Raw genomic sequence first — 12,902 nt, 5'->3', positions numbered from 1 at the left:
ACTCATCCTTTGAAATTAAGCCATTTTATACTTCAGACACTTTTTTATGTTTTAATGCTACTTGAACAGCATTATCCATCATTAGTTCAGCTAGCTTATGAGTTACTTCATTAAAAGTTTTTAGACTTGTACGTACAGCGCGATGATCATCTGAAGACATTGCAGCTTTTAGCTCTGCTAAAGCTTTAGCGATTTCTTCTTGCTCTAAAGCACTTAAAGCTTTAGCAGACTCGCTTGCTAAAGCTTTTTCAGACGCTTTTAGCACTGATTCAGCTTCATTATAAGCTTCAACAAATAAGCGTTTTTTAACATCTGTTTCTGCAAACTCAATAGAGTCCATCAACATTTGTTCAACTTGTTCATCATTAAGACCATAGGAAGGTTTAACATCTATGGAATTTTCTTTTCCTGTACGTACATCACGAGCAGAAACATTTAATATTCCATTAGCATCAATTAGAAATTTAACCTCAACTCTAGCTAGTCCAGCAGGCATTGGAGGAACTTTTAAGCTAAAACGTCCAAGTGAGCGACAATCTTGGACAAATTCCCTTTCACCTTGCAAAACATGAATATCTACCCCGGTTTGCCCATCAACATAGGTTGTAAACATCTCGCTAGCACTTGCTGGAATAGTAGAATTACGATGAATTATTTTAGTCATCACTCCGCCAATAGTCTCAATTCCCAGTGAAAGCGGTGTAACATCCAGCAAAAGCATATCTTTACGACTACCCGTCATAATATCAGCTTGAATTGCTGCACCAAGTGCTACAACTTCATCAGGATTAAGATCTATATGAGGTTCACGCTTAAAGAGTTCTTTAACACGACTACGCACCAAAGGAACTCTAGTAGAGCCTCCTACTAAAACAACCTCATCAATATCACTTGTTTTTAAGTTAGCGTCTTTAAGAGCTTTTTTACAGGGTGAAATTGAACGATCAACTAGATCTTCAATTAACGCTTCAAACTCTGCTCGGCTAAATTCGCGGTTGTAACAACCATACTCGCCTAAATCAATTTCAATAGAAGCTTTTTCTTGGTCAGACAGTCTATGCTTAACCTCAATAGCAAAACGTCGGATAGTTTGCAACACTTCAGCATTACCTTGTAGGGTAAGACCAAATTGCTCTTTGATCTCATTCATAAATAAGCTAATTAATCGTTGGTCAAAGTCATCTCCACCTAAATGAGTATCGCCATTTGTAGCTAAAACTTCAAAAATCCCTCCTTTTAGTTTTAGGATAGAAATATCAAAGGTTCCGCCTCCAAGGTCATAAACAGCAATAGTTCCTGAATCTTTTTTATCTAAACCATAGGCTAAACTAGCTGCTGTAGGTTCATTAACTATTCTTAAGACTTCTAGACCAGCAATTTTACCAGCATCTTTTGTTGCTTGGCGTTGTGCATCATTAAAATAAGCTGGTACAGTGACAACAGCTTTTTTAACTTCTTCGCCAAAAAAATCTTCTGCCTGTTTTTTTAATTCTCGTAGGACTAGAGCAGAAATTTCTGGTGGGGTAAACTCTTTGTCTGCTAAGCGAAATCGGATGACTTGCTCGCTACCTTCTGCTACTTGAAAATGCACCATTGATAAATCTTCTGTAACATCAGCAATACCTTTACCCATAAATCTTTTTACTGAATAAATAGTATTCATTGGGTCAGGAATTAATTGAGCGCGAGCCGCTTCACCAACTAGCAAGCCTTTATCCTTACTATAATGTACTACAGAAGGAATTAATCTTCTTTCTTCTTTATTTGCAATCACTTGCGGTTTACCATTACTGTCAACATAAGCAACTAAACTATTAGTTGTTCCAAGGTCAATACCAACAACTTTTGGCATAAAAAACTTAAACACCTCATTATTTTATTATTTAATCATTAAATTCTTCATCTATATCATTAATTAAATTATTTATATACTTCATTTGCGCTAACAAATCACTAGCCTTAGCTAATATTTGTTGTTTTTCCACAATAGAAACTTCATCAGATAAATTATCCCATTTTTGAAAAACTTGTTTTAACTGGTTATTTAAGACTTCTTCTCGCTCGTTTAGCATTTCTTCTGTAGCTAAAACTTGATTTTTTAGAAGTGAAGTTTGATTCTTATCTCTAGCCTTTTTTGCATTACGTAGATCTTCTATTTGTTCATTTAATTCAAATATTTCTTCTAAAAGATCTGGTGGAGTTTGCGCTTTTTTAGGTTGAAAGCCTTGTAGAGTCAATAAATAGTTGGCTCGTTTAATAGGATCTTTAAGTATGCGGTAAGCATCATTAAGCATAGAAGTTCGATCCAGACTATAACGTCGCTCAACTTCACTAGCTTGTGAAAAAAAATCTGGGTGAAACCTACGGTTTAATTCATAAAACTTAGCTTCAAGATTATTTGTATCAAGATGATATTTTATAGGTAACTTAAAGAAAGAAAAGTAGTTAGTTGATAAATCTACCATCTGTATACGATCACAAGATAAACAAAAATGCTCATCTGTTGTTGTAGTACAATACCAGCATTTTTTTTCTAATAACCTTGCTTCTTGCAAAATAAAATACCTCTAAATTAACCAGAATAAAGTGTTAGTTGAAAAGATAAAACCCAGCACAAGTGTACTGGGCTGAAAGTAGAAACGACACTTAATTTTAAAGATTCGTTCTTAAAAGAAAGTAGAGTAGTTGACTAAAATTAAACTGTTAAACTGTAAAAGATTCTCCGCAACCACATTCACCAGCAGAATTAGGGTTTACAAACTTAAATCCTCGTCCCATCAACCCGCCTTCATCCTTGTAATCAACAATCATTCCATTTAGAAATAAATAGCTTTTTAGATCAACAAAGATTTTAGCTCCATCTCGTTCAAAAATTTTATCTCCAGGACGTTCTTGAGTTTCTAGATCTAAGATGTAACTTAAACCTGAACAACCACCACTTTTAACACCTATTCGCATTCCACCATCAGCAAGATTTTGTTCGTGTAAAATTTCTTTGATTCGTGCAGCAGCACTATTAGTTAGTTCTAAAGACATTTAAAAACCTCTAAAAAAATATAAAATTAAAGGCTAACACATCCCTGCTTAGTGTTAGCCTGATTTTACCTAGCTAACTTCTTGCAAAACTTCTTCTTTTTGTACGGTTTCTTGTTTTTTATTATAATCAGCAATTGCTGATTTGATCGCATCTTCAGCCAATACTGAACAATGAATTTTAATTGGGGGTAGATTAAGTTCTTTTACAATGTCAGTATTTTTTATTTTTAATGCCTCATCAATAGTTTTACCTTTTACCCATTCTGTTGCTAAGGAAGAGCTAGCAATAGCCGAACCACAACCAAAAGTCTTAAAGCGAGCATCTTCAATCACGCCTTCTTTGTTAATTTTTAGTTGTAATTTCATAACATCGCCGCATTCAGGCGCGCCAACTAAGCCAGTACCAACTTCAGGGGAATTTTTATCTAAACTACCAACGTTTCTAGGATTATTATAATGATCAATAACTTTATCTGAGTATGCCATTTGGCTTTTTCTCCTTAGCGTAAATAAGAGATTAAAATTAATGTGCTGCCCAAGTAACACTCTTTAGGTCAATTCCTTCTTGTACCATTTCCCAAAGTGGAGAAAGCTCTCGAAGTTTATTGACAGCTTGAGTAACTTTCTCAATAGTGAAATCAACTTCTTCTTCAGTATTAAAACGCCCTAGTCCAAAGCGCAATGAACTATGTGCCAACTCTTCACCAACACCTAAAGCTTTTAATACATAAGAAGGCTCTAAACTAGCTGAGGTACAAGCTGACCCAGATGATACAGCAATATCACCTATACCCATTAACAATGATTCACCTTCAACATAAGCAAAACTTACATTTAAGTTGTTAGGCAATCGCTTAGTAGGGTGTCCATTAAGATAAACTTCTGGAATTTGGTCAAAAAGCGATTTTTGCAATTTATCTCGAAGCCGAGAAATTCTTTCCATTTCTTCAGACATTTCTAAACGAGCAATTTCAGCAGCTTTACCTAAGCCTACAATACCGGTAACATTAAGAGTTCCTGATCTCATTCCTCGTTCGTGTCCGCCACCATCAATTATGGGTGAAAGCATCACACGAGGATTTTTTCTTCTAACGTATAAGGCACCAACACCTTTTGGGCCATACATTTTATGACCGCTAATAGAAAGCAAATCAACATTTAAGGCGTTTACATCTACTACTATTTTTCCTGCTGCTTGTACTGCATCCGTATGAAGCACAACACCTTTTTCACGAGTTATTTTGCCTATTTCAGCTATTGGCTGAATTACACCTATTTCATTATTAGCTAACATTACTGTAACTAAAATAGTTTTATCTGTAATAGCCTTACGTATATCTTCAGGATCAACCAAACCATATTGGTCAACAGGTAAATAAGTTATTTGATAGCCTTGTTTTTCTAAGTGTTTGCAAGAATCTAAAGTTGCTTTATGTTCTGTCACTACGGTAATAATATGATTACCTTTTTCTTGATACATTTCAGCAACGCCTTTAATAGCAAGATTATTAGATTCTGTAGCACCGCTAGTAAAGACAATTTCTTTAGCTGTCGCGCCAATAAGTTGGGCAACTTGTTTTCGGGCTGTTTCAACAGCTTCTTCTGCCTGCCAGCCAAAACTATGATTGCGGCTAGCTGCATTTCCAAAAATCTCTGTAAAGTATGGCTTCATTGCCTCAAATACTCGTGGATCTACAGGCGTTGTAGCGTGATAGTCCATGTAGATTGGGAGTTTCATAATTTTCCCCTATAATTTTTCGTTTTCTTCATCATCAAAGTTAAATAAATCTGTAGAAAGATATCTTTCACCAAAACTAGGTAGTACAACTACAACTCGCTTACCAACACCTAATTCTTTAGCAATTTGTGTTGCAGCCCAAGTAATTGCACCAGAAGAAATTCCTACAAAAACACCTTCTTCCCTAGCCAAACGTCGGGCCATTTGCTTGGCATTTTCATAAGAAACAGTAACTACTCTATCAATAATACTACGGTTAAGCACTTCAGGAATAAACCCAGCACCTATACCTTGGATTCTATGTGGCCCAGGGCTACCACCAGATAGCACTGGAGAATCTGCTGGTTCAACAGCACAAACTAAAACTTCTTTTAAGCGTGCCTTAAAGACTTCTGCACAACCTGTAACTGTCCCACCAGTACCAACACCAGCAACAAAAGCATCAAATTCTGATTCAGTATCTCTTAGAATTTCAAGTGCTGTAGTTTTACGGTGAACTTCTGGATTAGACAGATTATTAAATTGTTGAGGCATAAAAGAATTAGGTGTACTACGCACTAGTTCTTCTGCCTTTTGAATTGCTCCACGCATTCCTTGCGAGCCTGGAGTAAGAACAACTTTAGCTCCTAAAGCTTTAAGGGTTCTAACTCGTTCTATTGTCATAGTTTCTGGCATTGCAATAATGCAACGGTAGCCTTTTGCAGCACATACAAGAGCTAGTGCAATTCCTGTATTACCGCTAGTTGGCTCAATAATAGTAGTTTCTTGAGCTTTTATTAAACCTGCTTTTTCTGCTGCTTCAATCATAGCGGCCCCAATGCGATCTTTTACTGATGACATTGGGTTAAGAGACTCAAGTTTAACTATTATTTCGGCCCAGTCGCGTTCAACTACTCTGTTTAATCGTAGTAATGGTGTATTACCTATTAAGTCAATAATACTATTTGCAATACCTGGTTTAGTCATAAATTAAAGTATAATGAATGATAGAAAAATCAAAAATGCTAATTTGTATTTACAAAATAGAAAAAATAACTTATTTAAATTAGTTCATCTGACAAAGATTTTCTTCAATAAATCATTTCTAAATTAAATAGCCGTTTAACTAGCTAGAGGATAGTTAGTGGCATTGATTTTGTCAAGCATTTTATTTCTAAAATCCCCTAACCCAACTTAATTCAAATCTCTTTTCTTACCTACAATTAATTGATATAACTAAGTTTACATGTATTTTTATATATTCCTATCCTAGCTAGCTAAAGTATTTTTTCAATTTTTTTATTGACAAAATAGTTGTTACACAATATCCTCTAAACCAAATAAATTCAAACTAAAATTTAGTTATACTATTTACAAAAACTAAAATTTTTTGATAAAACCTTAAATTTAGTCTTAGTGGTTTGATCTTAGATTGCTCAAAACTTAAGTTAGCTAGTTTTTAGCTAGTTTTCAGTTTGATTGAGCAAAATTTATTTTTTAAGTTTATAGAAAGTAAAAAAATGTCAGAAAAAATTACTGAACAACAAGTTTTAGAAGCATTAAAGTCAGTTAAAGAACCTAAATTAAAAAAAGATATTGTTAGCTTAAATTTTGTTAAAGATGTAAGGATTTGTGGTGGGATAATTGGTTTTCGTTTAGTTGTAGCAACCCCTTCACAAACATTACAACAAGAATTAGAAGAACAAGCTCGCCAGGCTGTATTAAAAGTACCCGGGGCCCAGCGTGCTGAAATCCGCACAGAATTAGATGTTCCAAAAGGAAAAGCTATTGGAGATCGTGAATCTGTTGTAGGTGTAAAAAATATTATCGCTGTTAGCTCGGGTAAAGGTGGTGTAGGTAAATCAACTGTAGCTGTAAATTTAGCTGTAGCATTAGCTTCTATGGGTGCAAAGGTAGGTCTATTAGACACAGATATTTATGGGCCTAATGTACCAATTATGCTAGGTAGTATTGAAGAGCCTAAAGTACGAGGCAAAAAGATCTTACCTAGAGAAGCTTACAACGTGAAATTTATGTCTGTTGGTTTACTTAATCGAGGAGATCAAGCAGTAGTTTGGCGCGGCCCTATGCTACATCGATTAATTGAGCAATTTTTACGTGATGTAGATTGGAGCGAGCTTGATTATTTATTAGTTGATATGCCTCCTGGAACAGGTGATGTTCAGTTAAGTTTAGCGCAACTTGTACCTGTTTCTGGTGCAGTGCTTGTCACGACTCCCCAAGAAGTAGCACTAGCTGATGTACGCAAAGCGCATAACATGTTCCAACAAGTTGGTGTTGATGTAGTAGGTATTGTTGAAAATATGAGTTACTTTACTTGCCCTAATTGTTTAGAAAAACATGAAATATTTGGCTCTGGAGGAGGCGAAGAACTAGCAGAAAAGTTTGGAGTTACTCTTTTAGGTAAAATCCCAATTAGTTTAGGTATTCGTGAAGGTGGCGATCTAGGAGTGCCAATAGTAGCTGGCGCGCCTGATAGTCCTCAAGCACACGCATTTTGTCAAGCAGCCGAGGCACTAGCAACAGAACTAAATATCAGAGCGTTAAAACCCACTAGGCTGCCAATACTAAATTTTGATTAATTAAATTAAATAAATTACAGATATGACGGAGGGTGAAGAAAATCTAATGGGACACAAAGTAAAAGTCACTGAATCAAATCGTTTTTCTACTTTTGTAAAAAGCAAAAAATCTGATGCTTATAAAGATTTAGAAACTTGGCAACAATGGTTTGGTAAACGTGGTATTCCAGCAATCATTGCTTCTACTTCTAGTGGCTATGCACTTTATCGTGAAGGCTTGATAGAAGTTGATATACATGACGATAGTTCTACTGGCAGTTCTGCGGATTTTAGGGCAGCTTAACTTAAAGAGTTAAGCTAGGTCTTTGAGTTTTAAGTTTAATGTTAAAAATTAAGCAGTTTTAGCTTATACAAGCTGTTATAAATTGTTTTGTTTGTTATTATTCCTAAATAAAAATTTGCATAAACAGTTTGTTATTAAATTAAAATTGCTTATTTTTTAGCCTATTACTATTTCTTATTCTTATTTTATCAATAAAATATTTGTAAGTTTTTTTAGGAGATTTCTAAGTTATGATTAATGTTACAGAAACAGCAGTCAGTGAAGTAAAAAAATTTATGTCAGCCGAAGGCATGGAAATAGCTAACGCCGGTTTGCGTGTACGTGTATTACCTGGTGGGTGTTCTGGCTATCAATATGCTTTAGATGTAGAAGATAGTCCAACACAAAGCGATAAAATTATTGAATCCAACGGATTAAAACTATTTGTGGATTCTTTTAGTTTACAACTACTTGATGGTGTTGAAATTGATTATGTTAGCACCGTTATGGGTTCTGGCTTTACATTTAAGAATCCAAATTCTTCTGGTAGTTGTGGCTGTGGTAGCTCTTTTAGCGTTTAGTTTTTCCTCTTAGGTAAATAGAGCCATTAAATATAAATAATGGCTCTTTGTCTTTTTCTTAAACAATACTAATTGTTTGAGTTTATTTGTATTTTTTGATTTCTAGTTTGTTATCTTTTATATAAACAGTAACTGCTCCATTTAATCCTGTTTGATAAATTTCTGTTCCTAACGCTTTATATCGTTCTAAAACCTCTGGATGTGGATGATTGAAGCGTGATTTAGCTGGTGCAGAAATTATGGCAAACTTAGGTGATGTTTTTTCTAAAAACTCTTCTGTACTAGAAGTTTTACTAGCATGATGAGGCACTTTTAGCACATCTATTTCTAAATCGTCATTTGTATTTGTTAAAATATATTCTACTTTCCCTTCTATATCTCCTGTAAGCAAAATACTATAATTCTGATAGCTTAAGTATAAAACTAAAGACTGATTATTTGCATTAAAGTTTGTTCTAGCAACCCTATCAGGCCAAAGCACTTCTATTTTTACTCCATCAATAAAATAAGTTTGCCCTCTTGACCAAATATTACTAGCAATATTACTGTTATCAAGTTTTTGCTTAAATTCTATCCACTCTGTTTCCAAACCCTTTGAATAAGGTAAAATAGCTTGTTTTATATCAAAATTGCTTATTACTTCGTTAAATCCTTGCATATGATCTAAATGTGGGTGTGTAACTACAATATAATCAAGCTGTTCCAAACCTCTTGACCAAAGATAAGGAGAATCTACTTGCTCACCTATGGAAAATCTTTTCTCTATAACTTGATTGGCAATTTTTATAGGTATTTCACCACCACTATCAATCATCATAGTAGTACCCTGGGGAAATTGAATAAAAATTGCGTCCCCTTGACCAACATCTAAAAATACTATTTCTAAGCCTAGGTTTTTATTACTAAAAATATTTGAATAATATTTATTTGGTAAACTAATTATTAATAATGCAAATAAATATAAGGTTATAATTATTATATTTATAGTATAACTTTTCTTTTTATTTCTTTTTTCTTCTGTTTTCTTAACTGGTATAACAAACACTTGCCAATTATCTATTCTTATTAGTAAAAATAAAATAATTAGCCAATAGCCAATATAATAAATAGTTTGCCAGCTATGCCATCCTGCAATTCTATAGCTTAAATAAAACGTTTTTTTGTTGATTAACTCTAAAACTTGCGGCCAAGCAATATAAATAAATAGATCAACTAGATAATTTATAATATATATTAAATAGCCAGATAAAGTGTTTATAAAACTATCAAATATTATAAATATTACAAAACATGTTAATAGTAAACTCATTAATAACTCTGCTAGAATATTTAAGATAATTCCTATAAAAACTATTCGATGAAAATAAATAATTGAAAGTGGAAGTAGTCCTAACTGAACAATTATTGATGTAACTAGCATTATTACTACTATTTGTAATGGTTTTTGTAAGTAATATTTCTCTAATTTTGCTGCCCAAGGATTTTTTTCTAGCTTATATTTTATATTTGACTCTGCTCGTTTTTGTAAAAAATTTTTTTCGTTCCAAAACAATAACTCTGCTAACCATTTAATAATTTTATGTGATTGGGGCGGAAATGGACTTTTACTATTAGGATACCAATTAGCTATATATTCTAGTTTTTTTACCAAAGGAATTACTATTAATAAAATTAAAGTAATTGCTAAAAATGTTAGTTGAAAACTAGCTTCAAATAGTGTCACTGGACGATAAGCTAGTAAAATTAAACCTGTTATAGCAATTAGATTAGAAGGCTGGGCTTGTCGATAAAATAATGTTCCTATCAACATAACTGTAGCCATAAGCGTTGCCCGCATTATTGGTGGATCTGCTCCTGCTACTAAGCTATAAAGCCATATAAATAAAGTAATAATAATAAAATGTACCCATTTATTATCAGAAATTTGTTTAAGTATTTTATAAAGAAGCCAAGTTAAAAAAGCTATATGTGAGCCGCTAATTACCAAAATATGATAAAGTCCGCTAACACGAAATTTTTCAGCTATTTCTGCATTTATAAAATTATCATCTCCTAAAATAATAGCTTTTAAGACAGCAGATCTTTGGAATGTAAAATTTTTCTCTATAGCATTATTAATATGTTGATGTAGCTCATAAATTAAATAAATAAATGGGTTAATGCTTTTCTTAACTAATACAGCTATCATTTCTGGGCTTTTTACACTTGCAGAAAAATCATATCCTTGTAGCTTAAGTATTTCTTTAGTATCAATTCCTCCAGGGTTTTGAAATCTTTGTCTAGCTTGAAGTTGTGCCAATACTTGCACAATAGTTCCAGGAGTTAAATTTTCCTTTTTGTAGTTTTGATCATTTAACCAAAATAGTAGCTTTACCTTAGTAGATAAATTAAAGGTTTTATTATTTCTTATAATGAAATCTGTACGAACGCTTAAATAAAAATAGTTATCTACTATTTTTGGATATTCTGTTATTTCTCCATAGATTTCAACGCTTTGATCTTGTGTCCAGTTAGAATAAATTTGTTTATCAATAATTTGTTCAGTGTAATTATTTTGCTCTTTTTCTATTGTTGCTAATAAAAAACCTGATACTAAAAAGCCAAACATAATAAGTAAGCTTGTTAGTTTTTGATACTTCCTTAAATAATAGAAAATAGACAAAATAATCAGATTTATTATTAAAAAGCTTATTATTAAAGTTTTATAAATAATTAAAATATTTGCTAGTAATATTCCTAGTATAAAAAACAGGAAAAAGTAAAAAATAGGTTGAAATTCAACTTGAAATAAATGAATTTGTTTGTGCATGATTACCCCAAATTATTTTAACTTTTAGGAAAGTAAATTTATGTCATCAATAGAGTTTTATTGGAAATCGACTTGTAGCACTTGTAGAAATGCAAGAAATTTTCTCTTAACTTCAGGTGTTAGTATGAAAGAACGCGATTTAGCTAAAAAACCATTCACAAAAGTGGAAATTTCTGCGCTAGTTGCCGGACGAGACATTTTTAGTTTTATTAATCCAAAAAGCACACCTTACAAAGCACTTGGGCTAAAAGATAAAAACTTAACTGAAGAAGAAGCCATAAATTTACTTGCTCAAGAAGTTAATCTTTTTAAGCGTCCATTTATTATTAAAGGCGATATGGTTTTATTTGGATTTTCACTTGCAGAATATCAAAAATTAATAGAATAATCGTAAGGTAATAAGTGTAAGCATGGTAAATTTTTTAGCCGAGAAATTATTGAACCATATTTAAAAAGTTGCGTATGAGCAAGCACCAAACATTATCTAAAATACCATTAATCTATTATCATAAGATAATTAATCTAAGTTTTATTTTGAGGAACATTTTATGACTAAAATCCAAAAAGTTTTTGGCGTTCTTATTATTATCTTTGCTTTGATGGCTGGTTTTGCTCGTAGTAATGCTGAAAAAACAGCCCTTATTAATGCAGCAGCAGCAGGTCGCACCGACCAAGTAAAAGTGTTACTTGAAAAAGGGATGGATATAAATTATAGAGACAAGTATAAGCGTTCTGCTTTGTTAATGGCTGCATCTGAAGGGCATAGCGACACAGTGAAATTTTTACTTGAAAAAGGTGCTGAGCTTAATGCTAAAGATAATAAAGGTAATAATGCCCTAGTTATTGCTTCTATTGCAGGGCATCTTGATACAGTCAAAACACTCTTAAACAAGGGAATTGAAGTAAACGCCAAAAATAATAATGGAGAAACTGCCCTTATACATGCAGTGGCAGAAGATCATATTGATGTAACCAATTTATTAATAGAAAATGGTGCTGACATCAACATTAAAGATAAAGATGGAGATACTCCTTTAACTGTAGCTATTAGAATTAATAGCACAGACATCACCAAACTTCTTTTAGAAAAAGGTGTTGACCCAAATATTAAAGACCGCAATAACTCTCCAATTTTAATTTCTGCTGTCCAACAAGGCGATTTAGACCTAGTAAAACTTCTTTTAGAAAAAGGTGTCGATATTAACACTAAAGATCATGATGGAAACACAGCCATAGCTTTAGCAGTATCAATGAGTGATTTAGATATTACCAAACTTTTACTTGAAAAGGGTGCTGATGTTAATGGTAAAAGTCTTGATGGTGAAACATTGTTAATTGACGCTTTAAATAATGAAAATATTGATATTACTAAGCTCTTACTTGAAAAAGGTGCTGACCTTAATGTTAAAACTGCTGATGGTGATTATCCTCTACTTCAATTAGTTGCAAATGATAATTTTGAGCTAGTTCAATTATTGCTAGAAAAAGGTGCTGACCCTAATTCTAAAAACGCTGATGGTGAATTTGCCCTAATGATAGCTGTTAATAACGACAACAAAGAAACTTTAGAATTATTATTAAATAAAGGTGCTGATGTTAACTTAAAGGACGCTGAAAGCACTACAGCTTTAATGATAGCTGTAGCTAATGAAAATATAGAAGCTGTTGAATTACTACTAAATAAAGGTGCTGATGTTAATAGTAAAAATGCTGAAGGTGAAACAGCCTTCTTGATTGCTAAAGAAATATTTGGAGCAGATGAGCTAGATAACAATCAGGAACATGAAATAATCAGCTTGCTTAAAAAAGCTGGCGCAAAATAAAAAGTTATTTTGATAAAAATAAAACTTTATTAAACCGAGAGACTAAAAGTTTCTCGGTTTAATTTTTTTTG

General features: G+C 32.9%; 12 protein-coding genes. 5 read left to right on the top strand and 7 right to left on the bottom strand.

Annotated features, from left to right (window positions below):
* Nucleotides 1–25 precede the first annotated feature (25 nt).
* From hscA to cysK, 6 genes are all read right to left on the bottom strand, one after another.
* Nucleotides 26–1,852, bottom strand: a complete 1,827-nt coding sequence (hscA, locus tag IPK14_05955) for a Fe-S protein assembly chaperone HscA (GenBank protein MBK7992965.1) — start codon at nucleotides 1,850–1,852, stop codon at nucleotides 26–28.
* A 31-nt stretch (nucleotides 1,853–1,883) separates the two neighbouring features.
* Nucleotides 1,884–2,555, bottom strand: coding sequence for a Fe-S protein assembly co-chaperone HscB (hscB, locus tag IPK14_05950; GenBank protein ID MBK7992964.1), 672 nt, complete (start codon nucleotides 2,553–2,555; stop codon nucleotides 1,884–1,886).
* Between the two features lie 148 nt (nucleotides 2,556–2,703).
* The gene (locus IPK14_05945) at nucleotides 2,704–3,036 is read right to left on the bottom strand and encodes an iron-sulfur cluster assembly accessory protein (GenBank protein MBK7992963.1); all 333 of its coding nucleotides are present in this window, start codon (nucleotides 3,034–3,036) and stop codon (nucleotides 2,704–2,706) included.
* A 69-nt stretch (nucleotides 3,037–3,105) separates the two neighbouring features.
* Nucleotides 3,106–3,522, bottom strand: a complete 417-nt coding sequence (gene iscU / locus IPK14_05940) for a Fe-S cluster assembly scaffold IscU (GenBank protein ID MBK7992962.1) — start codon at nucleotides 3,520–3,522, stop codon at nucleotides 3,106–3,108.
* Nucleotides 3,523–3,559: 37 nt separating this feature from the next.
* On the bottom strand, nucleotides 3,560–4,774 hold the full coding sequence (locus IPK14_05935) for an IscS subfamily cysteine desulfurase (protein ID MBK7992961.1): 1,215 nt from the start codon (nucleotides 4,772–4,774) through the stop codon (nucleotides 3,560–3,562).
* 9 nt (nucleotides 4,775–4,783) lie between these two features.
* On the bottom strand, nucleotides 4,784–5,740 hold the full coding sequence (gene cysK / locus IPK14_05930) for a cysteine synthase A (protein ID MBK7992960.1): 957 nt from the start codon (nucleotides 5,738–5,740) through the stop codon (nucleotides 4,784–4,786).
* Nucleotides 5,741–6,273: 533 nt separating this feature from the next.
* Here cysK and apbC point away from each other — a divergent pair.
* The 3 genes from apbC to IPK14_05915 all read left to right on the top strand — a co-directional run bounded on the left by apbC (nucleotide 6,274) and on the right by IPK14_05915 (nucleotide 8,199).
* Complete coding sequence (gene apbC, locus IPK14_05925; GenBank protein ID MBK7992959.1) at nucleotides 6,274–7,356, top strand: iron-sulfur cluster carrier protein ApbC; 1,083 nt, start codon at nucleotides 6,274–6,276, stop codon at nucleotides 7,354–7,356.
* A 46-nt stretch (nucleotides 7,357–7,402) separates the two neighbouring features.
* Nucleotides 7,403–7,639, top strand: coding sequence for a hypothetical protein (locus IPK14_05920; GenBank protein MBK7992958.1), 237 nt, complete (start codon nucleotides 7,403–7,405; stop codon nucleotides 7,637–7,639).
* Nucleotides 7,640–7,869: 230 nt separating this feature from the next.
* Nucleotides 7,870–8,199: an iron-sulfur cluster assembly accessory protein gene (locus IPK14_05915; GenBank protein ID MBK7992957.1), complete on the top strand. Its 330-nt coding sequence runs from the start codon at nucleotides 7,870–7,872 to the stop codon at nucleotides 8,197–8,199.
* Between the two features lie 82 nt (nucleotides 8,200–8,281).
* Here IPK14_05915 and IPK14_05910 read toward each other — a convergent pair whose 3' ends face one another.
* Nucleotides 8,282–11,008, bottom strand: a complete 2,727-nt coding sequence (locus IPK14_05910) for a ComEC/Rec2 family competence protein (GenBank protein MBK7992956.1) — start codon at nucleotides 11,006–11,008, stop codon at nucleotides 8,282–8,284.
* 40 nt (nucleotides 11,009–11,048) lie between these two features.
* Here IPK14_05910 and IPK14_05905 point away from each other — a divergent pair, with 40 nt between their 5' ends.
* On the top strand, nucleotides 11,049–11,396 hold the full coding sequence (locus IPK14_05905) for a Spx/MgsR family RNA polymerase-binding regulatory protein (GenBank protein ID MBK7992955.1): 348 nt from the start codon (nucleotides 11,049–11,051) through the stop codon (nucleotides 11,394–11,396).
* A 160-nt stretch (nucleotides 11,397–11,556) separates the two neighbouring features.
* Nucleotides 11,557–12,831: an ankyrin repeat domain-containing protein gene (locus IPK14_05900; protein ID MBK7992954.1), complete on the top strand. Its 1,275-nt coding sequence runs from the start codon at nucleotides 11,557–11,559 to the stop codon at nucleotides 12,829–12,831.
* The last annotated feature ends 71 nt before the right edge of the window (nucleotides 12,832–12,902 follow it).

It is taken from the genome of Blastocatellia bacterium, assembly GCA_016713405.1.
GTDB lineage: Bacteria > Acidobacteriota > Blastocatellia > Chloracidobacteriales > JADJPF01 > JADJPF01.
Note: the sequence above shows the minus strand (reverse complement) of the source record. Positions and strands in the feature narration are given on the sequence as shown.